Origin of the sequence: Acidaminobacter sp. JC074, assembly GCF_022496765.1 — a bacterium.
Lineage (GTDB): Bacteria > Bacillota > Clostridia > Peptostreptococcales > Acidaminobacteraceae > JABXKX01.
Genome location: NZ_VANV01000033.1, coordinates 13,214 through 38,472, shown reverse-complemented (window position 1 = coordinate 38,472; position 25,259 = coordinate 13,214). Strand labels below are relative to the sequence as shown.

Annotated in this window: 27 protein-coding genes and 1 pseudogene; 25 read left to right on the top strand and 3 right to left on the bottom strand. The window is 35.1% G+C overall.

Features of this window, described 5'->3' with window-relative positions:
* Window positions 1-69 precede the first annotated feature (69 nt).
* From EZV73_RS25770 to EZV73_RS25740, 7 genes are read left to right on the top strand one after another with little or no spacing between them, the layout of a single operon-like run.
* Entirely contained in the window at window positions 70-447 is a 378-nt protein-coding gene (locus EZV73_RS25770; protein WP_240843341.1) for a hypothetical protein, read from the top strand.
* Complete coding sequence (locus EZV73_RS25765; RefSeq protein ID WP_240843340.1) at window positions 444-689, top strand: hypothetical protein; 246 nt, start codon at window positions 444-446, stop codon at window positions 687-689. The genes EZV73_RS25770 and EZV73_RS25765 overlap by 4 nt, the downstream gene beginning before the upstream one ends.
* Entirely contained in the window at window positions 679-1,113 is a 435-nt protein-coding gene (locus EZV73_RS25760) for a GNAT family N-acetyltransferase (RefSeq protein WP_240843339.1), read from the top strand. The genes EZV73_RS25765 and EZV73_RS25760 overlap by 11 nt, the downstream gene beginning before the upstream one ends.
* Window positions 1,110-1,655: a hypothetical protein gene (locus EZV73_RS25755; RefSeq protein ID WP_240843338.1), complete on the top strand. Its 546-nt coding sequence runs from the start codon at window positions 1,110-1,112 to the stop codon at window positions 1,653-1,655. Before EZV73_RS25760 ends, EZV73_RS25755 begins: the two co-directional genes overlap by 4 nt.
* A 25-nt stretch (window positions 1,656-1,680) precedes the next feature.
* Complete coding sequence (locus EZV73_RS25750) at window positions 1,681-1,830, top strand: hypothetical protein (RefSeq protein WP_240843337.1); 150 nt, start codon at window positions 1,681-1,683, stop codon at window positions 1,828-1,830.
* Window positions 1,830-2,099 (top strand): hypothetical protein, encoded by a 270-nt coding sequence (locus EZV73_RS25745; RefSeq protein ID WP_240843336.1) that lies wholly within the window; start codon window positions 1,830-1,832, stop codon window positions 2,097-2,099. Before EZV73_RS25750 ends, EZV73_RS25745 begins: the two co-directional genes overlap by 1 nt.
* A gap of 24 nt (window positions 2,100-2,123) precedes the next feature.
* A complete protein-coding gene (locus EZV73_RS25740; RefSeq protein WP_240843335.1) occupies window positions 2,124-2,789 on the top strand; it encodes a hypothetical protein in 666 nt (221 codons plus the stop codon).
* A gap of 191 nt (window positions 2,790-2,980) precedes the next feature.
* Here the strand turns inward: EZV73_RS25740 and EZV73_RS25735 are convergent, their stop codons facing one another.
* Window positions 2,981-4,756: a methyl-accepting chemotaxis protein gene (locus EZV73_RS25735; RefSeq protein WP_240843334.1), complete on the bottom strand. Its 1,776-nt coding sequence runs from the start codon at window positions 4,754-4,756 to the stop codon at window positions 2,981-2,983.
* Between the two features lie 419 nt (window positions 4,757-5,175).
* Window positions 5,176-7,137 carry a fructose-1,6-bisphosphatase gene (locus EZV73_RS25730; RefSeq protein WP_240843333.1) on the bottom strand — a complete coding sequence of 654 codons (1,962 nt, stop codon included), beginning with the start codon at window positions 7,135-7,137 and terminating at the stop codon, window positions 5,176-5,178.
* A 193-nt stretch (window positions 7,138-7,330) separates the two neighbouring features.
* On the opposite strand from EZV73_RS25730, the gene EZV73_RS25725 reads away from it, so the two are divergent.
* Both EZV73_RS25725 and EZV73_RS25720 read left to right on the top strand, forming a co-directional pair.
* Window positions 7,331-8,656 carry an FAD-dependent oxidoreductase gene (locus EZV73_RS25725; RefSeq protein ID WP_240843332.1) on the top strand — a complete coding sequence of 442 codons (1,326 nt, stop codon included), beginning with the start codon at window positions 7,331-7,333 and terminating at the stop codon, window positions 8,654-8,656.
* 107 nt (window positions 8,657-8,763) lie between these two features.
* Window positions 8,764-10,665 (top strand): BMP family ABC transporter substrate-binding protein, encoded by a 1,902-nt coding sequence (locus EZV73_RS25720; RefSeq protein ID WP_240843331.1) that lies wholly within the window; start codon window positions 8,764-8,766, stop codon window positions 10,663-10,665.
* On the opposite strand, the gene EZV73_RS25715 is transcribed toward EZV73_RS25720, so the two are convergent.
* Window positions 10,654-11,235, bottom strand: coding sequence for a metallophosphoesterase (locus EZV73_RS25715; protein WP_240843330.1), 582 nt, complete (start codon window positions 11,233-11,235; stop codon window positions 10,654-10,656). The genes EZV73_RS25720 and EZV73_RS25715 overlap by 12 nt on opposite strands.
* Window positions 11,236-11,412: 177 nt before the next feature.
* Between EZV73_RS25715 and EZV73_RS25710 the strand changes: the two genes are divergently transcribed.
* The 16 genes and pseudogenes from EZV73_RS25710 to EZV73_RS25640 all read left to right on the top strand — a co-directional run bounded on the left by EZV73_RS25710 (window position 11,413) and on the right by EZV73_RS25640 (window position 25,245).
* Window positions 11,413-12,594 (top strand): sugar MFS transporter, encoded by a 1,182-nt coding sequence (locus EZV73_RS25710; protein WP_240843329.1) that lies wholly within the window; start codon window positions 11,413-11,415, stop codon window positions 12,592-12,594.
* Complete coding sequence (locus EZV73_RS25705) at window positions 12,591-13,283, top strand: 5'-methylthioadenosine/adenosylhomocysteine nucleosidase (RefSeq protein WP_240843328.1); 693 nt, start codon at window positions 12,591-12,593, stop codon at window positions 13,281-13,283. Before EZV73_RS25710 ends, EZV73_RS25705 begins: the two co-directional genes overlap by 4 nt.
* A gap of 9 nt (window positions 13,284-13,292) precedes the next feature.
* Window positions 13,293-13,472 (top strand): hypothetical protein, encoded by a 180-nt coding sequence (locus tag EZV73_RS25700; RefSeq protein ID WP_240843327.1) that lies wholly within the window; start codon window positions 13,293-13,295, stop codon window positions 13,470-13,472.
* 63 nt (window positions 13,473-13,535) lie between these two features.
* Window positions 13,536-14,345, top strand: coding sequence for a GTP-binding protein (locus EZV73_RS28945; protein ID WP_330637243.1), 810 nt, complete (start codon window positions 13,536-13,538; stop codon window positions 14,343-14,345).
* Between the two features lie 120 nt (window positions 14,346-14,465).
* Entirely contained in the window at window positions 14,466-15,416 is a 951-nt protein-coding gene (locus EZV73_RS28940) for a hypothetical protein (protein WP_330637241.1), read from the top strand.
* A 46-nt stretch (window positions 15,417-15,462) separates the two neighbouring features.
* Window positions 15,463-16,266, top strand: a complete 804-nt coding sequence (locus EZV73_RS25690; RefSeq protein ID WP_240843326.1) for an XdhC family protein — start codon at window positions 15,463-15,465, stop codon at window positions 16,264-16,266.
* Window positions 16,267-16,725: 459 nt separating this feature from the next.
* The gene (locus EZV73_RS25685; protein WP_240843325.1) at window positions 16,726-18,570 is read left to right on the top strand and encodes an ABC transporter substrate-binding protein; all 1,845 of its coding nucleotides are present in this window, start codon (window positions 16,726-16,728) and stop codon (window positions 18,568-18,570) included.
* Between the two features lie 314 nt (window positions 18,571-18,884).
* Window positions 18,885-20,174 (top strand): helix-turn-helix domain-containing protein, encoded by a 1,290-nt coding sequence (locus tag EZV73_RS25680; protein WP_240843324.1) that lies wholly within the window; start codon window positions 18,885-18,887, stop codon window positions 20,172-20,174.
* Window positions 20,175-20,250: 76 nt separating this feature from the next.
* Entirely contained in the window at window positions 20,251-20,760 is a 510-nt protein-coding gene (locus EZV73_RS25675) for a GNAT family N-acetyltransferase (protein WP_240843323.1), read from the top strand.
* Window positions 20,761-21,921 (top strand): non-canonical purine NTP pyrophosphatase, encoded by a 1,161-nt coding sequence (locus EZV73_RS25670; RefSeq protein WP_240843322.1) that lies wholly within the window; start codon window positions 20,761-20,763, stop codon window positions 21,919-21,921. It begins immediately after the preceding gene.
* Window positions 21,922-21,970: 49 nt separating this feature from the next.
* Window positions 21,971-22,408 carry a 23S rRNA (pseudouridine(1915)-N(3))-methyltransferase RlmH gene (gene rlmH / locus EZV73_RS25665; protein WP_240843321.1) on the top strand — a complete coding sequence of 146 codons (438 nt, stop codon included), beginning with the start codon at window positions 21,971-21,973 and terminating at the stop codon, window positions 22,406-22,408.
* Window positions 22,405-22,800 carry a 23S rRNA (pseudouridine(1915)-N(3))-methyltransferase RlmH gene (locus EZV73_RS25660; RefSeq protein WP_240843320.1) on the top strand — a complete coding sequence of 132 codons (396 nt, stop codon included), beginning with the start codon at window positions 22,405-22,407 and terminating at the stop codon, window positions 22,798-22,800. Before rlmH ends, EZV73_RS25660 begins: the two co-directional genes overlap by 4 nt.
* Window positions 22,801-22,840: 40 nt before the next feature.
* Window positions 22,841-23,185 (top strand): hypothetical protein, encoded by a 345-nt coding sequence (locus tag EZV73_RS25655; RefSeq protein ID WP_240843319.1) that lies wholly within the window; start codon window positions 22,841-22,843, stop codon window positions 23,183-23,185.
* 229 nt (window positions 23,186-23,414) lie between these two features.
* The gene (locus EZV73_RS25650) at window positions 23,415-23,846 is read left to right on the top strand and encodes a MerR family transcriptional regulator (RefSeq protein ID WP_240843318.1); all 432 of its coding nucleotides are present in this window, start codon (window positions 23,415-23,417) and stop codon (window positions 23,844-23,846) included.
* A 15-nt stretch (window positions 23,847-23,861) separates the two neighbouring features.
* Window positions 23,862-24,401, top strand: a pseudogene (locus EZV73_RS25645) (class I SAM-dependent methyltransferase); the annotation flags it as partial.
* A 49-nt stretch (window positions 24,402-24,450) separates the two neighbouring features.
* Window positions 24,451-25,245, top strand: coding sequence for a GNAT family N-acetyltransferase (locus tag EZV73_RS25640; protein ID WP_240843316.1), 795 nt, complete (start codon window positions 24,451-24,453; stop codon window positions 25,243-25,245).
* Window positions 25,246-25,259: the final 14 nt, after the last annotated feature.

The following is a 25,259-nucleotide window of genomic DNA, read 5'->3' as shown; positions in this document are numbered from 1 at the left end:
GTTTTCGTTACTGATAAAAACAATGACTTATTTTGTAAATTCTCTGTGTTATTGTAAAAAGGGGGCATTATGAAAAAGTTTGTATTAGTCTTATTGATAATGACAGTTTTGGTTTCTTGTAATCCTACAAGACCTAAGCTTGGTATCAAAGCATTTTATTCTAGTAGTGATCGGGAAATAGTCATTGAAATTCAAAACAAGGGTGAAGAAAGTGTAAAATATCATCCTGATGAGATTTATACATGTTCTGTAAGCGGCAAGGATTCAAGCTTTGAATATACCTGGCAGAGTGGTGAAGAGGAGGACTTTGAACTTTTAGTTGGTGATGTCTATAAAGTTAAACTTCAGGAGTCTTTGCCTTCGGGTTTGTATGAGATGTCTGTCATCACGGAAACCAAGAATAACTTTAAAGTGAAACATTTATCAACCATTGAGGTTAAACAGTGATTATATCGAAAGAGAGATTTTTAATGATTGTGATGATGCTGTCTCTAACACTGGGGATGTTAGGGGCTTATATAGGCATGTTGTTGGGTGGACCGTGTTTTTCATTTTTGTTTTCAATTGGAGGTGCAGTCCTTCCAATTCTACTATATATAAGGAAGTTGATGGACAATATTCATAAGCTAGAAAGTGAAAACAAGGACCTGAAAAGCCAATTAGAAGAAGGGGGTTTAGATGATCATTAAGTATATTAGAGCTGATGAGACTTATGATTTAAGACATAAGATATTAAGACCTCACAGACCCTATGAGGAAATCGTTTATGAAACAGATGCTTGTGATGACAGCTTTCATGTTGGGGCTTATATCAAAGGCAAGTTGGTTGGAATTGTTTCCTTTAACAGAGATCAACTTGAAGGCTTTGATGGTGATCATTATAGATTGAGAGCGATGGCAACCCTGCCAGATTACCGCATGCATGGCATAGGAAGAAAAATTGTACAGTACGGCATCTTTCGTCTAAATGATATGAAGATAGATCTTGTTTGGTGCAAGGGTAGAGAAAATGTAAAAGGTTATTATGAGAATATCGGTTTTAGATCTCATGGTGATGTTTTTGATTATCCTGAACTAGGACCGCATGTTATTTTGTATAAGGAGCTTATATGAAAAAACTATTGATAATCATAGTCGGTTTTATGCTGATAGGCTGTCACTCTGGTGATATGATAAAACCAAAGAACCTATCTGATGAAGATCAAGCGATTGTAGAAAAGTATAATATAGGACAAGATTCTTATTCTTATGAATATAAACTTACGAAAGAAAGAAAGGCTGAAGTTACCTTCAAAATATATAACAATGGTGAACTTGATTCAAACAATTATATACAGCTCTTCTTAGAAGAAGAAGGAGAATTGATTATATCATTCTTTGAAGAACGCATGTATGTGAATCAAATAACAGATAGTGTAAGTATGATGTCTGTGCCGATTAAAGATATTTCTACCTATAAAGAAGATGGCTATCAAACTGAGTATTCACTCATGAATTCACCATTTACAAGTGAAGAAAAAATACTTGGTGTTTACATTTTTAACAATGAACCTGGACAGGAAATGTCACCAGAGTATTTTCAGACTAATGAAGATGCTGTAAAGGAATATGAAGCATGTGGCATACTTACAATAAGATTGTTTGATGAAAACTAATATAAAATGACTTGAGGGAGGAAATATGATGGCTTTTGGATTGTTATATATTTTGCTATTGCTAGTTGGGATAGGGATTGGTATCTATTGCATGGTACTATTTATTCAACTTGCTCAAAGAGGTATAAAAGCTTTAGATATTTATATTGAAAGGAATTCTAGAGGAGATATTTAATGTACAGACTTTTAATTGCACTCATATGTGGCTATCTAGGCATGTGGGTGGATGCCTTATTTACAACTCCAGGACCTTTTACAGTGATAGGTTTTATGATGCCTTTTTTAATCATGATGATACAGATGGATAAGGAAGTAAAATCATTGAAGTTGCAGCAAGAGGAAACTAATTTAAGACTGGTGAAGAATACGGATAAATTAGACGCATTAAGAAAGCAAAATATTGAGCTTATGGAGCTTGTCAAGCTAGACATAAAGAAAAGATAATTATACATAAAGTTGAGGTGTAAGATGAAAAAAGTAATTATTGCTCTCATGAGTATCTTATTAGTTTTGATTTGTTTTGGATGTAATGATGTGGATGTATCGGTAGATAAAGGTGTGTTTTCTACTCCAAATCAGATGGATACATATGCTTTATATGGTGAAAATGAAATAGACTTTGCATTTAATAAACCGATAGTAGGGAAAGATCATTTTACGTATTCAGAAAAAGATAAGAAGCTCATCAATGGACAAGTGTTTGAAGCTAATGAATTTAATGAGTTTGATGAAACTTTATATTTTAGGGGAACTTATAAGGACAAAGAAACAAACAAAGAATATGATCACTTGCAAATTCAACATTTAAATAAAGAAGGGGATTTTCTTGTTTTTTCAGCATATGAAGTTAAGAGTATGGATGAGCTTCCTGAAATAAATGATCCTTTTGATAATGAAGTTAATGTTTATGATCTACCAGATATAAGAATCACTGAGATATTATCAACCACACCTGTCAACTTGACACAGTTTATTTACAACTACAACTCTGAAACCAATGAAATTGGCATAACAGGCACTGTCGGTCATGAGTTGATTGCATTTAAAAATGGTATTCTATACGATGCCGTATACTACTGTGACATTGAAGAAGATGTTGTTAGAGACTTATTCGTGAAGTTTATAAAAAGGTGATAGGTTGTAAAATGAATTGATTGTTAAAAGTGTTTTATGTTTGAAGCAATTATGACAGTATCCTTTTCAGAAGGATTAAATCAAGTATTGGATTATTACTGGTTGAACTTTATAATGAACGTAAAAAAATGTTGGATAATCCAACATTTTTTTTAGTTTGCTCTCAGTCATGATTCCGTCTTCTTGTTTGCTTAGATTGAAAACTTATTGATGACACTATTGAGTCTTTGTGTGATCTCGTTGACATCTTCCACATTACTGAGAATATCAGCCATCAAATCTACCTGAGAATCCATAGTAGCTGAGATCTCCTCAGCAGCGGCAGCATTTTCTTCTGTAATAGCAGAAATACCTTGAATAGACTGAGTAACTGAATCTTTTGAATCGCTTACATTGTCTATGCTAGAAGTGATTTGGCTTAACTGATCCATGGTTGTAACCATTGACTCTTCAATGGCTTCAAAGGCATCTTTTACTTGAATCATTACTTCACTAGATAACTCTATGGTTTGATTTGATTCGTTCATATTTCCTTGAGTTAAGTTGATTTCATCTAGAATTTCAGTGATGATTGTATTGATTTGAGTCGTTGATTGAGAAGTTTGTTCTGCCAGTTTTCTAATTTCATCAGCAACAACAGCAAATCCTTTACCAGCTTCACCAGCTCTAGCAGCTTCGATTGCTGCATTTAGAGCAAGTAAGTTTGTTTGCTCCGCAATATTTTGAATGGTTGTTGTTATCTCACCAATTGAAGATGATTTAACAGAAAGCGTTTGGACATTCTGATCAAGGTTTTTAATGGTTTCAATGGTTTTACTAAACTGTTCATCTAAGTCTCTAATGAGTACACCGCCACGCTTACCATTTTCATCTACATGAACAGTTGCCTCTTTAAGTCTAACTGAGCTGCTGACACTTTCGTCAATTTCACTAGAAAGAGAAATCATACTTTCGGAAGCATCTTGGGCATCTTGAGCTTGTTCAGTTGCACCTCTTGCAAATTCATTTGCTGTGGCATTGACCGCTTCAATACCTTCTTTACCTATAACTGCAATTTCATTTAATGATTTTGATGAACTGCTAAGCATACCAGAATCATCTTGCAATCCGCTTATTACACCCCTAAGAATTTTTCTTAGTTCAGCAAGTGCTTTGGCAATTGCGCCTGTTTCATCTTTATATTTTAATACGAAATCATAATTAGCATTGTCTTTGATATCAAGTTCTGCTGTCAAGTTAATTAATTCAGTTACAGCTACAATCGGTTTAGAAATTTTCTTACCAACTATGATTGCAACTATATAACCAAGTACAATTGAAACCCCTATAATTATGGCTAAAAGAATGACAACAGATCTCATATTTTCTGCTGCATCATCCTTTTCTATTTGGATGAAGTTTGCGATATCATCTGTGTAGTTTCCTGTACCGATTGTCCATTCGTAGGGCTCAAAAGCAGCAATATAAGCACGTTTTGGAAGTGATTCCTGTTCGCCTGGTTTAGGGAAGTAATAATCATAGAATCCGCCGCCAGTTTTAGCAATTTTAATCATATCTTGAATGATCAATTGGCCTTCGGTATCTTTAAGACTTAGTCTATTGCTTCCTTCTACATCATCACGACCAAGTAGGACAATATTATTGCCGTCAAAATCATCTATCCAGAAATAACCACCATCGCCATACTTGGCTTCACGTACCATATTGGCAGCAATTACTTTTGCTTCTTGCTCAGATATCAAGCCTTCTTGTACTGAAGCGACCACTCCATTAAGTTGAGAGGTGATGGCTTCTACTTCTGATTTGATTAGAGTGTCATAGTCCTCATACATTTTTTCTTCCAGTTGTGAAATTCGATCATCATTGATTTGACTCATTATAAGAAGACTGGTTATGCCTAATACCAATGCTACACCTAATACACCACCAACAACTGAGAGAATGATTTTAGTTCCAATTTTTTTCATGGTATCATTTCCTCCTACATAGATTTGTCTTACTTTCTATTAAATCTATACCCACCTTGTAGGATTTATCACAAATAAACTCATTCTCCTTAAATATAGATAAATGAAGTGTAATAGAGCCTTAGATTTAAAATTTGTAGATAGATTTCTAAGGTAAACTATGGTTATATTATACCTTTTATATGTAAGAAAAGCTGGTGAGAGTATTTGTAAAACCCATGGAACATGTTTGTAGACTATAACATGTCCTATAATTGTCGTTTGGTTTATGTGGTAAGAGGGAGCTGTAGCTATAGTATGGACTGTTTTATTTAGAGTATTATATGAGCAAAATCTACAAAAACACTGTTATCAGTAGCTAACAGTGTTTTTGTTGGATGATAGTACAAATACTTGTTTAAATGATAGCAAGTATGTAATTATCTTTTTTCTTTGATATATCCTTTTCTATAGGCATCCAGTAGTAGGTGTAGGCTTTCTATAGAAGACCTTAGCTCAGAACCGACATCCGTGTCATTTACAAAGATCCTCTTCTTGTTTTCCTTTATATAGACTGTATTTGGAATAGAGTCTTTCTCTTCATAGATGGCCTTTTGAAGTGATTCAAAGGGCTCGTGTGATACAAGGATCATACCTCTAGAGTTATAAGTGAGTGTATAACCGGCTATACCTGTTGTTTCGTGATAAGCTTTTGAAAAACCACCATCGATGACAAACATTTTATCTCCTGCTTTCACTGGATGTTCACCCTTAAGAGTTTTTACGGGTACGTGTCCTGAAATAATATTGGATGACTTAGGGTCCATTTCAAAGTCTTCTAGGATTCTGTTGATTAAGTTTTCATCGTCTCTATTAGAGAAGTAAGCATTGGCCATTTCACTATGAGATGATTTATCATCAATAAAGTAACGTTCGAATGTGGTCATTTTCTTTTTAGCAAATAATGGAGAGCATTCGCCGTTCCATAAGTACCACATGAGGTCTAAGCCGAATCTTTTTTTGACAGGATCTTTTTTATGGTAGTATGCCTGTCTTGCATGAGCCTCGACGATATCAAACAGATTCTTTCCTGAATAGGTTTGATTGTTTAAAGTGAATTCTTTAAAGCTTTTGTCATCATTGATAGGCATACCTGCATGATAGAGAAGGTTGTCATTAAATCTAAGATAAATAGAACCCTTTCTAAATAGGAAGTCCGTATGCTTTTGTAGCTTGTCTGAGTTTTCAAATGATTTAACAAGTTTGTCTAAAACAATCTGTTCATCTTCTGTTAAAGCATAAGGATTTTCTGGATCTAGGGTAGGGAAGTCTGTTTCATTTAGTTCATAAACTTTACCTTCAATGGTTACAGTTTTACCTTCTAGATCAATTGTATCCAAAAAGAGTCTGTGCTCCATTTTAAAATCAGGGTTTCTCATGATGAGTTGACCTTCTACTTTAAACTGAATCATAGCAATGGCCTTATGCATCTTCTTGATAAGGTCTGTTTCTTTCTCTGTCCATTCTCTATCAGCTGATTTTCTTGGTTGAAACTTATCAGAGACTTCTGGATAGTTTTCCATAGCAAAGGTTGCAAGCGGCAGCAGATTGATACCGTATCCTTCTTCTATGGTTTCCATATTGCCGTATCTAAGTGATATTCTTAAAGCATTTGCCAGACAAGCTTCAGAACCTAGGGCTGCACCCATCCAAATGATATCATGATTGCCCCACTGAATGTCTACACTGTGGTGGTTCATAAGTTCATCTAAAATGATATGGGCACCAGGGCCTCTGTCAAAAATATCACCAACAATATGAAGTCTGTCCACAACCAGTTTTCTTATTACACCACATAGTGCATAAATAAACTCTTCTGCTTTACCGACCTTTATGATACTCTCAATGATTTGATTGTAGTATTCTTGTTTAGAAGACAGTGTTTCCTTTTCGTGTAAGAGTTCTTCTATTATATAAGCGAAGTTCTTAGGTAATGTTTTTCTAACTTTAGATCTGGTGTATTTGTAAGATGCAACTCTTGTTAAAATGATCAAACGATAGATGGATGTTTTAAACCATGAGTTCATGTCTTCACCTGTAGAAGAGATGATGTCTATCTTTTGTTCTGGATAGTAAACAAGTGTCGCAAAAGTTTTCTTTTCAGTCTCTGTCATGGTGTTGCCGAAAGCTTCATCAATTTTTCTTTTTATGACACCAGATGCGTTTCTCAGTACATGGGTAAAGGCCTCATACTCACCGTGCAAATCTGTTAGAAAATGCTCTGTACCTTTGGGTAAAGAGAGAATAGCCCTTAAGTTGATGATCTCAGTACATACAGCATCGATATTGGGATACTGCTTTGAAAGTAGCTTTAAATAGTTAATATATTTTTCAGAATTCATAACTGCTCCTTAGTTTCTTATTAAGATATGAATATCTTATAAGCAATATGGGTATCGGTCAAGTAGTAGGGTAGAATATTTGTGTAAAATGATTGTGAACTATTTTAGGAGGAATTGTTGACAATTGTTAAAAAATAAACTATCATTGTTATAGAGATAACAAATTTATAATCATTACAATTTAGGAGGAATTATGAAAGTAGTAGTTATTGGTTGTACACATGCAGGTACAGCTGCTATCGTAAATGCAGCTAATCTTTATGAAGATATAGAAATTTCAGTATATGAAAGAAATGACAACATCTCCTTCTTATCATGTGGTATTGCACTACATGTTGCAGATGTTGTAAAAGATCCTCAAGGTTTATTCTATTCATCACCAGAGGCTTTAGCTGATTTAGGTGTGAATGTAAAAATGAAGCATGACGTTTTAGACGTTAATGTAGATAATAAAACTGTTCAAGTAAAGAACTTAGAAACTGGTGAAATATTTGAAGATACATTCGATAAATTAATTGTAACAACAGGCTCATGGCCAATTCAACCACCAATTGATGGTATTGATAAAGAAAATATCGTTCTTTGTAAAAACTACGACCATGCAAAAGTAATCATTGAAAAGGCTAAAGAAGTTGAAAATGTAACAGTAGTAGGCGCTGGATACATTGGTGTGGAACTAGTTGAAGCATTTGAAATGCTTGGTAAGAATGTAACACTTATCGATGCAATGGACAGAATTTTACCAAAGTACTTAGATCCAGAGTTTACAGCACCAGCTGAAAAGTCGTTTGCTGATAAGGGGGTAACATTAGCCCTAGGTCAAACCGTTCAAAGATTTGAAGGTCAAGGTAAAGTTGAGAAAGTTGTTACTGACAAGGGAGAATACCAAGCCGATTTAGTTGTTTTATGTATTGGTTTCAGACCAAACACAGGCCTGTTAAAGGGTCAAATCGATATGCTTCCAAGTGGTGCGATCATTATTGATGAGCATATGCATACAAGTCATCCTGATGTATTTGCTGCTGGTGATTCATGTGCAGTTATTTACAACCCAACTGGTGAATCTGCTTATATTCCACTTGCAACAAATGCAGTTAGAATGGGTACTATCGTTGCTAAGAACTTAGTAAAAGATACAGCTAGATACATGGGTACACAAGGTACATCTGGTATTAAGATTTACAACCACAATATTGCTTCAACTGGTTTAACTGAGTTAACTGCAAAAGAAAAGGGTGTAGATGTAGAAACAGTACTTATCAAAGATAACTGGCGTCCAGAGTTTATGCCGACTTATTGTGAAGTGACATTAAAGGTTGTTTATGATAAATCATCAAGAGTGGTATTGGGTGCACAATTGATTTCAGATGAAGACTTAACTCAATCAATTAACACCATGTCAGTAGTTATTCAAAACAAGATGACCATTGATGAACTTGCTTATGTAGATTTCTTCTTCCAACCTCATTACAACAAGCCGTGGAACTTCTTAAACACTGCTGGTTTAAATGCAAAATAATATTAGAGATACCTTTCATACTAAATGAAAGGTATTTTTGTGTTAAAATAACTTAGATTTAATTGAAATCTTTTTTCAAGGTCATATAATTAAATAGAGGTGGTTTTATGTTTGATAATTTAATTGAAACTTATAATGATGCGCGTGGTAAAGCTAGGCGTGAATACAATAGAAGAAAAGCAAGAGGTATGTCAGGTCACTTAACGTCACTAGAAGGGATTATTAAGGACATAGACATTATCTCAACCATAGATATAGGTGAGATGGAAATTCCTCTTAAAAAGATAAAGGGTACCAACTCTTCTTTTAGAAGAATGTCCTTTTCAAAGAACTTCTTACCACTAGAGGAGTCAAGGTCAGAGTTTGCTTCTAAATGGATGGCTCTTTGTGAATCACATTTAGAAGAAGGAATTAGAGACCCTATCAAGGTTTATGAATACATGAATTACTTCTATGTCATAGAAGGTAATAAGCGTGTCAGCGTCTTGTCTTACTTTGAAGCAGACGCCATTCAGGCTAGGATTCTAAGACTGATTCCTAGATATGATGAAAACAACGAGGATGTGAAACTTTATTACAGGTTCTTGGACTTTAACAAGCTAACAGGTTTAAATCAAATTTGGCTAACAGATAGAAATGATTATGCAGAGTTAGAAGAGGCTCTAGAAAAATACACACCTGATTCAGATTTCTATGAGACCAAGTACAAGGCTTTTTACCATGAAGTCTATCTACCTTTTAGGAAGGTCTTTAAAGAAGCAGGTGGTGACAAGTTGGCTTATACAACTGGTGACGCCTTAATCTTGTACAACAGAATCTATGATTTGCCTAAATCTTTGTCAGTGGCTGAAACCAAACTAATGATGCCATCTTTAATCAGTGAGTTGATGAACTTTAACTTGGATGAATCCAGAGAGATTAAAACATCTTCAAGTGAGTTAAATGCCAATCTACTTGAGTCCATATCAACCATTATTGGACCTAAAAAGAGGAAAATTGCATTTATATATGCCAAAAACATAGAAGAGTCAGGTTGGTCTTACTCGCATGAACATGGTAGAATTGCCATTCAAGAAAAGTTTGGAAGTGCCATTGAGACCAAGTCCTTTGAAAATGTCAGAGATGATGAAGCCTTAAAGGAACTTATTGATCATTTGGTATTAGAAGGCTACCATGCCGTCTTTACAACAGCTATGATTCATAGAAAGGCAACCTTAAGTGCTGCCCTTAAGTACAACAAGGTTCACTTCTTTAACTGTTCTGGATCAAGGCCTTATGTTCACATGTCGAGTTATTATGGTAGATCTTATGAAACGAGGTTTTTAACAGGTATGATAGCTGGCGCTATGACCAAGACCAATATCTTGGGTTATACGGCTTCTGTTAAAACACCTGACACCATTTCTTGTATCAATGCCTTTGCACTAGGTGCTAAGATGGTGAATCCAAATGCCATTGTTAAGGTTTCTTTTACAGGTGTATGGAACAGTCCAGAAGACAATGAAAAGAAGATTAAACTTCTAGCAACAGAGGGTGCTGATTTAATTACAAGTAAGAATAACATTCTTTCAAGAGAAGCGACCAAATCTTATGGTATTACTTCCATGCTTTGTTCTGTTGATTCAGAAAGCAAGGCCTTGTCAGCTTATCTAGCTGCACCTATTTGGAAGTGGGAAGTCTTTTATACAAAGATTATACAAGCCCTAATGAATGGTTCATACGATAGGATTATCAAGGGCAGATCTAAGCAAGTCATCAACTTCTGGTGGGGGATTGAATCTGGTGGTATAGATATATACATGAATGACTTGGTGCCTTCTGAAACCAGAAAGCTTGTTAATATCATGAGACATATGATCATATCAGACCAGTTTAATCCATTTAGTGGACCTATTAAAGATCAGATGGGTGAAGTTCGTGTAGAAGATAGAGAAGTATTGTCAGCAGAAGCCATTATTGAAATGGATTGGTATGTCAGCAATGTAAAAATCCTAGATCTAGAGATCTAGGATATAATAGCCATAACCATTGATGATGGTAGTATCATTATAATTTAAAATACGTTCTTGTTGTTTGTAGTTCAGATGCTGGTGTCCATGTATCATATACTTTGGTTGATAGTTATCTAGTAACTTTATAAAACCTTTAAAACCTATATGTGCCTGGTCTTCACCGTCTCCAAGACCAAAAGCAGGTGAGTGCGTTAAGAGTATATCAAAGCCTTTTTTAAAGGCTTTTTTATTTTTTCTTATTTTCTTATCCATGGCTCTTTCGGTATATTGGTGTTTGCCACCTCGATATTCTCTGCAACCACCCAATCCAGCAATTCTTAAACCTTCAAAATCATAAACCATATCTTCTATGCAAATACAGCCTAGAGGTGGTAATTCGTCATAATGGGTATCGTGATTGCCGTGTATATAAAGTAAAGGTTTTTTCAAAACTGTTGTTAAGAATGTTAAATATCTAGATTTTAAATCACCTGCAGACAGGATTAAATCAATGTCTGCAAACCTCTCCACATTCATGTATTCATAGAGTGTTGGAGAAATTATATCGGATACAATTAGAATTTTCATAGTGCCTTCTTTCTGGATTTATTATACAACGGTAAGAGATATCATTCAAATCTAAGGCCTATGTTTGTTAAGGATGCTAAAAAAGCCCTATTTTTTTTAGTTAATTTAATAAGGAAACTTGCATGTTTCTTCATGAAGAAGTATGATAGATGAGAAAAATAATTTTAGGAGACAGGTATGAAAAAAAGTCATAAGATATATGCCATTGTAGCATCCTTTGTAGTGATGTTTATATTAGCGGTAACAGAAAGCATCAGGGGGATTTTAATCCCAACATTTAAGCTTGACTTTAATGTAACAGACAACCAAATAGGCACACTTTTACTGCTTGCTACACTTGCTTATGTCATTGGTACTTTCCTTGCTGGTCAGCAATCAAAAAAGATGAATCAAAAGCAGATTGTCATTATCGGTATGGCTATATGCGCTGTTGGCTTTTTCGGTACATCCTTTGCAGCTGAGTTCTACCAGTTAATTATGGGTTACATAGTTTTGACGATAGGTATAGGTTATGTGGTGCTTGGTCTAAATACCATTGTGCCTGCTATTAAGGTTGCCTATATAGCCATTATCATGAATATGCTTCATTTTAACTACGGTGTTGGTTCAGCCATTACTCAAAGAGTAGCAGGCTTTTTAATCACATATGGCGTTAACTGGCGTCATATATTCTTAGTCTTTGTAGGTATGTATATTCTTGGTATCGTTTTATATGTTTTCGTTGAACAGCCAAAGAAGGTTGTTGTTGAAAAGCACTTAGAGAAGATTCATGACTATGAGATGCCTTTGATTGTACTTTTCTGTGTTGGTCTAGGATTTTATATATCAGCAGAAGTACAAACGCTAAACTGGTTTTTAAATTATATGAAAGAATTTTACGGTTATACAGCAAATGATGCTTCTACCTATGTTTCATTATTCTTCGCTATGATTGCCATAGGCAGACTTTTAGGTGGCTATATCTTAGAGAAAATTGGTTACTTAAAGGGTGTAACCATTGCAATAGCACTGGCATTAGTTGTTTATTTAACTGGACTTATGAATGAAGGTCTTTTGATTCTGATTTCATTATCAGGTCTGTTTTGCTCAATCGTTTATCCGACGACCATGCTTATCATGCAAAGAGTCTTTGAACATAATGCCATGAGAGTTGTCTCTATTGTCAGTATGGCTGGCTCTATCATCAACATGTTTTCTGGTAAGTTAATTGGGTATTTAAATGATACGATAGGTGTTAGATTATCTTACTTTACAATTCCAGTATCTCTGGGCCTTTGTTTGGTATGTTATTTAATCATACATTTTGAAATAAATAAAGTAGAGAATAAAAGAAAAGAATTAGAGGGAGTGACTGTATGAGAATCGGTATAATCGGTGCAATGAACGAAGAAGTAGAAACACTGAAAAATGAGATGTTTTTAGAGGAAAAAGTAGAAAAAGCAAATATGACATTTTATAGAGGTGTACTTTTAGATAAGGAAACAGTAGTAGTAACTTGTGGTATTGGTAAGGTAAATGCTGCTGTATGTACTCAGATTTTAATTGATAACTTCAAGGTTGATAAAATCATCAATGTAGGTATTGCAGGTGGTCTAAACAAGGACATCTATCCAGGTGACATTGTTGTTGCAACAAATCTTGTTCAACATGATATGGATGTAAGATTCTTTGGCGACCCACTGGGGCAGATTCCAAGACTGGATACATTTGATTTTAAATGTGATGAAGACCTAGTAAAGATAGCAAAAAGAGCCATTGAAAACTTAGAGGACTCTAAGGCTTATACTGGAAGAATCGTGTCTGGTGACCAATTTGTATCTGTAGCTGAACATCAAAAGTTTTTAGGTGAACACTTTGATGCATTTGCCTGTGAAATGGAAGGCGCAAGCATTGGTCAAGTATGTTACTTAAACTCTATGCCTTTTGTGGTTATTAGATCAATTTCAGATAATGCCATCAATGGCTCACATATGGATTATGAAACTTTTGCGCCACTTGCTATTAAAAACTCGGTTGCAATTTTAAAAGATATGATCAGATCGCTTTAAGGAGGTCTTTTGGGTTTATTAGAAGAATTAGCTGCATTTAAAGAAATCATTGCTGATAGAGGCTTAAAAGGCTCAGTCAGTAAAACGACTTTTGGTTATGTTTACAACCAGCCATTCTTCACAGAGAATATGGGTGAAGACTTTGAAGAGGCTCTAGAAAAATTAAAGACTTTAGAAATACCAGAATAATCCTTCGGGATTATTTTTTTGACTTTCTAGAGGTCTATAGGTATCATAAATCATGGAGGTCTTATGAAAAAAACGATAGGTATATTTGCACACGTAGATGCAGGCAAAACGACATTTTCTGAACAGCTCTTATTTCATACAGGGATGATTCGATCTCTTGGACGAGTGGACCATAAGAATGCTGCGCTAGATAGTCATGATATTGAGAAAAAAAGAGGCATTACTGTTTTTACAGATCAGGCCTACTTTGATTATAACAAGGATACATATTACTTAATTGATACACCCGGCCATGTGGACTTTTCATCTGAAATGGAACGTGCCATTAACATATTGGACTATGCGGTTATTGTCATTTCAGGCATAGATGGCATACAAAGTCACACAGAAACCGTATACGAGCTTTTAAACAAAGCGGGTATACCGGTGATTTTCTTTATAAACAAACTGGATGCAGCTCATGCAGATAAAGAAGCTGTCTTAGAGGAGTTGGCTCATACGTTTACAAAGACACTTTCTTTTGATGACATACCTTATGAAGGTTTGGCAGATTACTATGATGATTTGATGACTCTTTTCTTTGAAGACGACTTAAATGAAGACTTCTTTTTAAGTGAAGCAAAAAAGCTTTTATCTGATAATAAGATTCATCCTGTTCTTACAGGTTCTGCTTTAAAAGACATCGGCATAAAAGAGTTCTTGATAAGGCTTGACCAGTTAACATCTACAGCGTATTCAGGCCATGATGTATCAGGCCTTGTATATAAGGTTAAGTACCATGGTGGTTTAAGGCATACTTATGTCAAGCTTACATCAGGTAGATTGGCAGTAAGAGACAGTCTTTTAGATGAAAAGGTCACAGACATAAAATAGTGTTTTGGTACAAAACTTCAAAGTGTTAATGCCATTGAAGCGGGGGACGTTGCTGCTTTAGTTGGTTTATCTTTAAAGGTTGGTGATACCTTTGGTCATGCAAAGAGTATTGACTTTCAAATGATGCCGACCCTGGTGACCAAGCTTTCTTTTGATCCTTCTTTAAATCCAAAGGATGTTTATAGGGATATGAAAATCCTAGAAGATGAAGATCCATCTTTAATGGTTGATTACTCATCTAAAAAAGAAATTACTCTTGGTATTATGGGGACCATCCAACTTGAGATTCTTGAAGAAGTGATTCCAGAGAGATTTGGTTACCAAGTAAACTTTCTAGATCCTCAGATTATCTATAAAGAAACCATTTCAAGTGAAGTCATAGGTTGCGGTCACTTTGAACCTTTAAAACACTATGCAGAAGTGATTCTAAAGATCGAGCCGGGTCAAGCTGGTCAAGGGATAAGCTTTGAATCGACTTGCTCTACGGACCACTTAACCGTTGGCAATCAAAATCTGGTCAGACACCATATCTTTGAAAAAGCCCATAGGGGGATTTTGACGGGATCTGAACTGACTGATGTAAAGGTAACCCTTATAACAGGTAGAGCTCATAATAAACACACTTCTGGTGGTGACTTCAGAGAAGCGACAATAAGGGCCTTAAGACAAGGTTTGGAGCAAGCTGAGAATATACTTCTAGAGCCAATATATGAAGCTAATATAAGAGTCCCTTTTACAGACATGGGGAAAATCCTGACGGATATTACTGCCAGTCACGGAACTGCAGAAACTTTCCAAGATGGGGATGATGTTATCATAATAGCAAGAGTACCTGTTTATACATTTAAAGATTACAACAACAGGCTCTTAAGCATTACAAGTGGTAAAGGTAGGATGAGTTTAAAGGTCATCGGTTATGAACCGTGTCATAACACGGATCAAGTGATAGAAGATATTTCATATGATAAGGTGACCGATGATGAATATCCATCTGGCTCTATTTTCTGTTCTAAAGGTAAGGGCTACACCGTACCTTGGCAAGAGGCTAAAGATCACATGCACTGCCTTTAGATGATATTTAGATAGAATTGTTTATGATTTCATTGTGGAGGTAAATATGGAATCTAAAATGATTGAAATAATCTCAGAATATCAAAAAAAGAATCAGCCTATTGCAATGGTCACCATTGTTGGTAGAGAAGGGTGTAATCCGAGAAAAGTTGGTACAGCCATGGTTGTAGATGAAAAGGGGCATGTTCTTTCTGGCTCTATTGGTGGCGGTATCATTGAAAAGATGGCACGTGACGATGTTGTTGAGGCCATGATAGACTGCGTTTCTGTAGAGAAATCCTATGATTTATCTCATGATGATGACATGCTTGGCATGAAGTGTACAGGTCATGTAAGAGTCTTTATTAAAATATATAAAAGCAAGGATAAACTGATTATAATTGGTGCAGGACATCTAGGTAAACACATTGCCTACTATGCAAAGCCACTTAATTATGAGGTTCATATTATGGACCATAGACAAGGCCTGACACATGGTAAGTATGAGGATGCATATACCTACGAGGGCGATATAGAAGACATTCTAGAGGAGATGGTCATTGATGAAAAAACATCTATTGTTGTCGTGACACATGCCCATATATATGACTATGAAGCCTTGGTTAAGACCATTGATAAGCCCTATAGATATCTAGGCATGGTAGGCTCTAAAAAGAAGATTAAAGGTTGTTATGACCGTTTGATTTCAGATGGTCATTCAGTTGACAATTGGGATAAAGTTGCAACACCAATAGGATTAGACATAGGTGGAAGGACACCGCAGGAGATTGCTTTGGCGGTTGTTGCAGAGATACAATTAAACAAGTATAAGCGTACAGGCAAACTGTACAAAGAGGTAGCTGTTGATTAACAGCTATTTTTTAGTTTCAACAAAGCTTTTACCTTGATTTTCTATAAAAATGCAACCTGTTAATAAGATTTAACATTTACCCTGAAACTTAATATATTATGAAGGAAATTATGAAGTATTTGTGATTAAAGTTCATATCAAACCTCTTAAAGCCTTGAAAACAGACAGTCTATGATTACGGGATTGTAATTATTTTTCAGATTATTGAAGGAAGAGGAGTCATTATGTTATGGACAAGAATCGTTTGTTAACAATTAAGGGAATTTTCAGACAAGTCCGTTTGACGAATGTCTAGACCGTTGATAATCTAGACACAAGTTCTTCCTACGAAGACAATCTCGGTTGTATCTTAGTAGATTCATCTTTCATAATATCTTCTGGAACAAGGGGGTGAAGATATAAAGGTGATGATCTAAGTTAACAATAATAAAATATTAATAGTTTAAAGGGAGGAAGTTAATGAAAAAAATTATTACTTTACTGTTAGCATTGGTATTGGTATTTTCATTAGTTGCTTGTGGCGGTAATACTGGATCTGAAAACTCAGGTACAGATGTTGCTACAGAGACTAATACAAATACTGATAACGATGCTGCAACTGACACAGAAACTGATGAAGTTAATGTTAGACCATTCGTGGCTGCTACATCTGACTTCAATGGCGATTTCTATTCTGGTTGGTCAAACTCAAATTATGACAATGACATCAGAAGACTTGTTTGGGGCTTTGGTTTAATGACTAATAACCCTGCAGGTGAAATTATCGATTCGCCAATGGTTGAAGAAAAAACTGTATCTGAAGATTTAACTGAGTGGACTTTTAAAATTAAAGAAGGCATCAAGTTCCATAATGGCGAAGAGATGACTGTAAGTGATATCAAATTCACTTATGAGTTCTACATGGATTCAGATGCTTTAACAGCAACAGGTGGTACATCTTCATTAGGTGATTACATTGAAACAATCACTATTGATGAAGCTGCTAGAACTGTAACATTTAAGCTTAAGAAAGTTATCTTCACAACAGATGCTACTGTATTTTATGAGCAGTGGATCTTACCAGAAGATACAATTACTGAAGGTGCAAGTGCTGCCGGTCAAACCCCACAAGAGTATGTTAAATCAACTATCTCTCATCCAATCGGTTATGGTCCTTACATCTTTACAGAGTTTAGAGAATCAGAATTTGTACGTTTAACAGTTAATCCAGATTATATTGGTAAAGTACCAGCAATCCAGGAGATTATTGTTAAGGTTACACCTTCTGAAACAGAATTAGACCAATTGTTACAAGGTCAAGTTGACTTGTTATTTGCAACAGTAGAAGCTGAGAAAATTGACGCTGCTAATGATGCTGATTTCTTAACAATGAACAACTACTACAGACATGGTGGTGGTACAATGGTACTCCACACAGACTTCGAAGCATTTGCTTTAACAGAAGTACGTCAAGCATTTGCATATGTATTTAACAGACCAAAAGTTATCGAATTATTCTTAGGTGAATATGGTATTTCATCTCAAGGTCCTTATTCTAAGAACCAATGGATGATGTATGATGATGACGAAATGTCTATGTTGGGTACAGGTGGAAACTCAAGATTTGAAGATTCATTGATCGACTATGACATCTTAGATGCTGATGGTAGATTTGATGAAGATGCAAATATAGCAAAAGCTCATGAACTTTTAGACGCTGCTGTTAATAAGACTGATGGTGAGTATGCTAACTTAACAAAGAGTGGCGACGAGTATATTTGGAAGGGTGAACCTTTAGAGATTAAGATCACTTATACTGCATTCTGGTCTGATACTTACAACTTAGTATGGAATGATGAGTACATTTCTAAGTTAGGTTTCAATGTATCATTACACGGTCTTGATTGGCCAGTTATGTATGGACACTGGACAGGTGACCAAGCAGAAGAAAGACAATATCATGCATTTGTTGGTGGTACAACTTATGCTGTAAAGTCTAACCCTAGAACAGAATATGCAACAGATAAGATTTTACCATGGGGCCAACCGTCTGATAACGGTTCGCGTTTTACTGGTGGTAATACTTACACTGCAGCAGAGTGGGATCAATTATTGTATGACATCGAGAACTGTCATCCAATCACAGGTTCAGACGAGTACAGAGAGTTATGGAGAGACTTTGTAAGAACATTTAACAAAGAGGTACCTATTATCCCTGTTTACTCTAACAACTATCATGATTTATACACTTCTGACTTAGAGAACTTTAACACAAATGCACTATGGCCATGGGCTAGAGCAATTCTAGATGCTAACTGGAAGTAAAATTTAAATAGTACAATCCCTATGATTAAGACCACTATTCCTGACCGATAGTGGTCTTACTATTTCTAATTTGAATTGTTACAGTGAATTAATATATTAAGTAAGCTTAACGTTTGAGAAGCAGATTTAATGCTAAAATGAATATAAGTAAAGTAATGATAGAGAAAGGAATCTAGGGCGTATAAAATAAAGAAAAGACGACAATTTTAAAATGACAGAATATTCGCATAAAATATTAAAATCTATGCAGGGGAACATATAATTATATGGTCATAGATTCAATCATTTTAATAAAATGATTACGGAGGGGTAGTATGGGTGTTGGTAAACGTATTAAAAGTATAAGGACCAAGAGGAGGCTGAGTCAATCAGATTTGGCTGGAGATGCTTTCAGTAGCAACTACTTGAGTCAAATAGAAAGAGAGCTGATAAAACCATCTCAAAGAGCCATTGCTCATTGCGCGAGGATCTTAAAGGTGCCGGAGTATGTGTTAACAAACACTGAATCTGAGCTGACCAGGTCTATTGATGCTGAGCTAAATGAAAAATACATATGTATGAGGCAGGCATTTACAGACCATGATTATAAAAAATGTATTCATATTTATCATGAAATAGATGAGTACGGCTTACATATGGATACTCATGAGCTTTTGGATATGACCTTGTGGGCGGCAAAATCATATTTGATTTTGCATGACAGTGAAAACTCTATGAGACTTGTAAACTCAATTATCACCAACAATTGCAAGTATAGAGAATGTGAATTAGATGTTCTTTTGGAGTTCAACTTGTGTCAAGCTGACATTTACTATGTAAAGGGCGCTTTTAACAAGGCTTTAAAATGTAGATTGGAAATAGAAAGAAAAATCAATGACTTTCATTTGGAGTTTGATATAAACTTGAGGATTGAAAACTTGTCTTGGTTGCAAGTCCTGTATGAATTTCTAGATGATAAGGACCAAGTAAAAGCTTACTTCGATAAGATACAGGTCCTTGCTAAAGATTATCAGGTTATAACCAGCGGTCTTTTGAGGTCCATGACAAGGTATTATCGTTACATAGATTCTATGTCTTTACATGAAAAGATGCTTGAGTTTGAGCTTTTAAGTAAGATGTCTAAAATGATAGATGATTGGGACCGTATAGCCATTATATGTTGTTATAAGATTGAGCTCTTATTTGAGCAAAAAGATTATATGGCTATAGAAAGACAGTTAGAGGAGTTGAGTATCATCATTCCTAAGATGAACACATTGATTTTTATCAACTGTTCTAAGGCTTATATGTACTTGTTCAGATCTAAGTTGATGACAGCCTATGATAAGTATGATGAGGCTAAGAAGTATCTAAATGTGGCTGTTGAGTTTCTAGAAGAAAATAAGGAAACACCTGCCATTACTTTGATGATTGATTGTTATCTTCAGTCTGCAACACTCTTTTACATGAAAGAAGAAGATGATTCAGCCATGCTTTATCTAATAATGGCTGAAGAGGCTTCAAGAAAGTATGATCTTTTAAACAGACTGCCTAAGATTGATAACCTTAGAAGTAAGATACTCGAGAGTAAAGCGAGCAGATTGGTTTCTGTAGCAACGTCATAATAATTTAGAGTTAATGTATTAATACATTGACTCTTATTTGATTTTGACTTAACCTTTTAAAAAGGGGGTTAGATTTATGGAATATTTAATCAGACATGTAAAAGCCTCAGATGCACAGGCTGTACTAGATTTTGTCAGTCAGGTAGGTGGTGAAAGTGATAACTTAACTTTCGGTGAAGGTGAGTTCCATATGCCTTTAGAAAAAGAAGTTGAGTTTCTTAAAATGATAGAAAATGATGACAATGCCATTATGCTCTTAGCCTTTGATGGCGACAAGGTCATCGGTAACTTATCTTATTCAGGTGGTAAAAAGATAAGAACCAGACATACCGGCGAATTTGGCGTTTCTGTTAGAAAAGCTTACTGGGGCCAAGGTATTGGAAGTGCTTTGATTACAGGCATGATCGACTGGGCCAAATCATCTGACTACTGTGAGAAAATCAACTTAAAGGTTAGAGAAGATAATTTTAATGCTATTTCACTGTATATGAAACTGGGCTTTAGGGTGGAAGGTGTTGTTAAGAAAGATATGAAGATAAATGGTGACTATATCAACGCCATTTTTATGGGATTGGATATTAAGTAAATGAAGTTTGTATACGGCACAAAAAACACAAGTAAAATAGCCCACATGAAGCATATTCTTAAGGACATGCATATTGAGATAGAGGGTTTAGATGAAAATGTAGATGAACCGGTTGAAGATGGTAAGGATACACTGTCAAATGCAAGGATCAAGGCCATGCATTATTACAAACAAGTAAAAAGACCTGTATTTTCAGCGGATTCAGGACTCTATTTTGAAGATGTAGAGGATTGTGACCAACCAGGCAAGTTCATTAGAAGAGTTGACGGTAAGAGTCTAACGGATGAGGAAATGATAGACCATTATAGCAAGCTGTCAAGAAAGTATGGTGGTAAGCTAAAGGCCTATTATCATAACTCTATATGTCTAGTTTTAGATGAGGACCATATCATAGAATACGATGGCAGTGATTTAAACTCAGAAGTGTTTTACATTGTAGAAAAGCCACACAAAACGAGGAAACCAGGTTTTCCTTTAGATGCCTTGTCGGTAGAAATCAGTTCTGGAAGCTACTATGATGACTTAACAGATTATATCTTTGATAATTCTACTTTAGATAAGGGATTTCAAGATTTCTTTAAGAGAGTATTAAGACCAGAAGTAACCATTGGCTTTAAAGACTTTGGTAAAGTAAAAGTTGAGCTGTATCCTTACTATGCACCTGACTGTGTAAGAAACTTCATAGAGCTTATTGAAAAAGACTATTATAAGGATAAGAGCATTGTGCGTGTGGTGCCAGGAAGACTTATTCAATCAGGCGACGATCATCTTCATCCTGAAAACTGGACAGATGATACACCTGGTTATATTTTAAATGGTGAGTTTAACAGACCTGGTTTTAAGAATCCTCTAGACTTCAAAAGAGGAACCTTAGGAATGGCAATGGCTGCGGATCATAAAACAGACTATTCAACAGCTGGTTCATTCTTTATTATGACTAGAGATGAGCCTAGTTTAAATGAAATTGTACCTGCTTTTGGTAGGGTAACAGACGGGATGGCTATAGTTGATAAAATGAATCAAGTTAAAACCCATACCGACTATGGCTACGATGCACCTGTTGAAACCATACAAATAGAATCTATTGTTGTTGATAAAAAAGGTGTAGTTTATGATTCACCTAAAAAAATAGGATTTGACCAATTAAGGCCAACAGATTAGCTCTGTTGGTTTATTTTGTCATATGATACAATGCTAATGAGAGGTGAATATGCATATTAAAATAATAACAGTGGGTAAAATAAAAGAAAAATTTTATACAAGTCAAATAGATAATTTTAAGAAGACTATTTCAAAGTTTGCAAGTATTGAGCTGATTGAAGTAGCAGATGAAAAGTGTCCTGAAAAGCTTTCTGAAAAAGAAATGATTCAGGTGAAGGACAAAGAGGGTGAACGTATTTTAAGTAAAATATCATCAGATGATTATGTGATAGCCCTTGCTATAGAAGGCAAAATGATTGGTTCGGATAAGTTTAAACAAATCATGAGTAAAAATCAAGTAGCCTTTGTTATAGGTGGTTCTTTGGGGCTGTCTTCTCATGTCATGAAAAGATCCAACTATCAGTTGTCATTTTCTAAAATGACTTTTCCACATCAATTGATGAAAGTTGTCTTAATGGAACAGATAGAAAGTGCGGTGAAGGCATGAACATAAAAATATATATAGATGAAAAGATCAAAGATAAATTTCAACTTCAAGCCATCAAGGAATATGATAAGCGCTTAACAAGATACTGTAAACTCAAGCAAGTGGTTTATAAGAATATTGAGGACTTAGAATCAATTCAAGAAAAAACATATAAGATACTGGTAAACGAAAAAGGTCTGTCTATTTCATCAGAAGAACTAGCAAGTAAGCTAGAAAACTTAGCTGTAACAGGTAAATCGGATATTGCATTTATACTGGCAGATTCATGTGATTCGGATGACTATATAAGTCTATCAACCATGACCTTATCAAAAGGTATGTCTCTAACAGTCTTATACGAACAAATATATAGAGCCTTTAGAATTCAGAAGAATGAACCGTACCACAAATAACTGCGGTATTTCAGCAAGTATTTTAGGAAAAGAGGTTAAAATGTTAACTCATGAATTTGGAATTGTTGGTAATGACTCTGATTTAAAGAATGGGTTTGAGTATACCCCTAAAAAATATAAGTGTATTTGCGTTGATGATAACTTGATACAAAGTATATTTAACGAACTCAAACTTATGAAAACTTACTTTCATGAGTTGAGCAGAAAAGAGTTTGGTTTAGCATACTATGGTATAACAATAATTCCGCCAGAATCACTTTCAGTCTTTGAAGAGATTCTGCTCAATGCAAAGAAAACAAAAAAATATAATGATTTAGATGAGTTGTTACGTCTTGTCAAGATAGGATTGGAGAATCAAAAACATATTATACATTTTGGAGTGTAAAAATATGATGTGAGTACAATAGCAAGTTGACCCTCGCACCATTTGAATCTTTGGTTAGGAAAAAAACTCAGTTAGGTGATGTACGTTGAACCCTACCACAAATAAATGTATTTCTGGATAATGATTGATAACAGAAGTTTAGAAAATCACTTGACTCTAACGTAACGTGATACTTCATAATGATTAGCATATAGTATGCAAGAAGGAATTGGATTTGAGGAGGTATATGATGAAATCTGTGAGTGAAGTATCAAAGTTGGCGCAAGTGTCTGTAAGAACGCTACATTATTATGATGAGAAAGGTATATTGACACCGAGTCATTTTAGTGAAGCTGGATATAGATATTATTCAAACGAAGATATAAACAAGTTAAAGTTGATTACGATATTTAAAGAACTAGGATTAACCCTTAATGAAATCCGTAAGATCATGACTGATAAAGATTATGATGAGGCAAAGGTTATTGAAACTCAAAGACAGATGCTGGTGTTAAAACGTGATAGGCTAAACCACTTGATAGAAGAGCTAACAGAAAACAATCAATATCAAACCATAAGTGTTGAGGAGAATCGTTGGGAGTTGATCTGGGATGAAATCTACGCCACACAAGGCGTTGTTCAATCAGAAGTTCTGGAACCAGTAAAGGATTTTGTAGACTAGTTAAAGAAACATGATTTAAAGAACGTTCTTGATTTAGGTTGTGGTACAGGCCGAAATACAGTTTATATGTGTAATAGAGGACTACGGGTTACAGCTACAGATATTTCTGAAAAAGGTTTAGATATGACTGCGAAAAAGGTGAAGAGACTTGGATATGATGTAAAAACGTCACGCCATGATATAAGAAAGATGCCTTTTAAAGAAAATACTTTTGATGGCATTTTATGTTCTTGGGTATCAGGACATGGTACGTATAAGGATATGGTATTACATGCGAATGAAATGCTGAGAGTTGTTAAACCTGGTGGATTGATATTTGTAGATTATCCATCTAAGAAAGATGCTTTGTATGGTGTTGGAGAAGAAATCGAGAAAGATACATTCCTTAATAATATGCCAGGTGAAGAAAAGATACCTCATCACTATTCTGATGAAAAAGAGATAAGAGATATTTATGGAGACCATATATTAAGCCTTGAGCCTTATACTTATAGATTTAATGCTGATAATAAAGCATATGAAATTGAAGCTTATGTCGTCCTGTTAAAAAAATAGAGTCTTATCAATTCAACAATGTAACATCGATGAAGGGAGTTTATGAACTATGAATAACCAAGAAATATTAGAAGTTGCAATTAAGCAAAGTGCAGCTGACTATAACATATTGGCTGAAGATTTATTAAAGGGGGATTATAAAATCTATAGTCCAAGTGAGATAAAATGTGATGCTCGCAACTATTTAAAGGAAAAACCTTATTGTAATTTCATATACTATGGTCAATCGCTTGTAGCAGTTGTAGAAGAGGAAATGCAAGTGTTTATTGAAAAGTATTTTAGCAAGTATAAAAAGAGTATTTATCGATGCTTTGATGCACCACAGATAACAGCTTTAAATAATGAGTTAGAGAAGAAAGATAAGTGTATTGCCCATATCGCTCAATCGTTCTTACCTGATATTGAATATATACCAGACTTAAATACTGAGATTGAAACAAGGTTATTCGTTGAAGACGAAATCCTTGAGTTATATGATGATAAGCGTTTTACCATGGCCTTAGATTATAATAGGACAGGAGAACGTGTTGATGTGATTGCTATAGCTGCATATGTAGATGGGAAGATAGCTGGTGTTGCAGGTGCAACAAATGATTGCAAAACAATGTGGCAGATAGGCATTGATGTTTTAGAAGAGTTTAGATTTCAAAAAATTGCATCTACTCTAACTTATTTATTATCTCAAGAAATCCTAAAGAGGGGAATCGTACCATTCTATTGTTGTGCCTGGTCCAATTTGGCATCAAAAAATACAGCTCGAAAAGCAGGCTTTAAGGATGCATGGATTGAGTTGACTGCAAAGAGTACCCGTGAAGAATGGATAAAAAATACTAGAGATATCTAGCCACATCTTTTATT

Coding starts and splice junctions, on each gene's coding strand:
- EZV73_RS25770 (WP_240843341.1), top strand. CDS start 70: ATGAAAAAGTTTGTATTAGTCTTATTGATAATGACAGTTTTGGTTTCT.
- EZV73_RS25760 (WP_240843339.1), top strand. CDS start 679: ATGATCATTAAGTATATTAGAGCTGATGAGACTTATGATTTAAGACAT.
- EZV73_RS25660 (WP_240843320.1), top strand. CDS start 22,405: ATGAACATAAAAATATATATAGATGAAAAGATCAAAGATAAATTTCAA.
- EZV73_RS25655 (WP_240843319.1), top strand. CDS start 22,841: ATGTTAACTCATGAATTTGGAATTGTTGGTAATGACTCTGATTTAAAG.
- EZV73_RS25755 (WP_240843338.1), top strand. CDS start 1,110: ATGAAAAAACTATTGATAATCATAGTCGGTTTTATGCTGATAGGCTGT.
- EZV73_RS25640 (WP_240843316.1), top strand. CDS start 24,451: ATGAATAACCAAGAAATATTAGAAGTTGCAATTAAGCAAAGTGCAGCT.
- rlmH (WP_240843321.1), top strand. CDS start 21,971: ATGCATATTAAAATAATAACAGTGGGTAAAATAAAAGAAAAATTTTAT.
- EZV73_RS25710 (WP_240843329.1), top strand. CDS start 11,413: ATGAAAAAAAGTCATAAGATATATGCCATTGTAGCATCCTTTGTAGTG.
- EZV73_RS25675 (WP_240843323.1), top strand. CDS start 20,251: ATGGAATATTTAATCAGACATGTAAAAGCCTCAGATGCACAGGCTGTA.
- EZV73_RS25720 (WP_240843331.1), top strand. CDS start 8,764: ATGTTTGATAATTTAATTGAAACTTATAATGATGCGCGTGGTAAAGCT.
- EZV73_RS25730 (WP_240843333.1), bottom strand. CDS start 7,137: ATGAATTCTGAAAAATATATTAACTATTTAAAGCTACTTTCAAAGCAG.
- EZV73_RS25715 (WP_240843330.1), bottom strand. CDS start 11,235: ATGAAAATTCTAATTGTATCCGATATAATTTCTCCAACACTCTATGAA.
- EZV73_RS25680 (WP_240843324.1), top strand. CDS start 18,885: ATGGGTGTTGGTAAACGTATTAAAAGTATAAGGACCAAGAGGAGGCTG.
- EZV73_RS25670 (WP_240843322.1), top strand. CDS start 20,761: ATGAAGTTTGTATACGGCACAAAAAACACAAGTAAAATAGCCCACATG.
- EZV73_RS25740 (WP_240843335.1), top strand. CDS start 2,124: ATGAAAAAAGTAATTATTGCTCTCATGAGTATCTTATTAGTTTTGATT.
- EZV73_RS28945 (WP_330637243.1), top strand. CDS start 13,536: ATGAAAAAAACGATAGGTATATTTGCACACGTAGATGCAGGCAAAACG.
- EZV73_RS25650 (WP_240843318.1), top strand. CDS start 23,415: ATGAAATCTGTGAGTGAAGTATCAAAGTTGGCGCAAGTGTCTGTAAGA.
- EZV73_RS25745 (WP_240843336.1), top strand. CDS start 1,830: ATGTACAGACTTTTAATTGCACTCATATGTGGCTATCTAGGCATGTGG.
- EZV73_RS25750 (WP_240843337.1), top strand. CDS start 1,681: ATGATGGCTTTTGGATTGTTATATATTTTGCTATTGCTAGTTGGGATA.
- EZV73_RS25705 (WP_240843328.1), top strand. CDS start 12,591: ATGAGAATCGGTATAATCGGTGCAATGAACGAAGAAGTAGAAACACTG.
- EZV73_RS25725 (WP_240843332.1), top strand. CDS start 7,331: ATGAAAGTAGTAGTTATTGGTTGTACACATGCAGGTACAGCTGCTATC.
- EZV73_RS28940 (WP_330637241.1), top strand. CDS start 14,466: ATGATGCCGACCCTGGTGACCAAGCTTTCTTTTGATCCTTCTTTAAAT.
- EZV73_RS25690 (WP_240843326.1), top strand. CDS start 15,463: ATGGAATCTAAAATGATTGAAATAATCTCAGAATATCAAAAAAAGAAT.
- EZV73_RS25685 (WP_240843325.1), top strand. CDS start 16,726: ATGAAAAAAATTATTACTTTACTGTTAGCATTGGTATTGGTATTTTCA.
- EZV73_RS25735 (WP_240843334.1), bottom strand. CDS start 4,756: ATGAAAAAAATTGGAACTAAAATCATTCTCTCAGTTGTTGGTGGTGTA.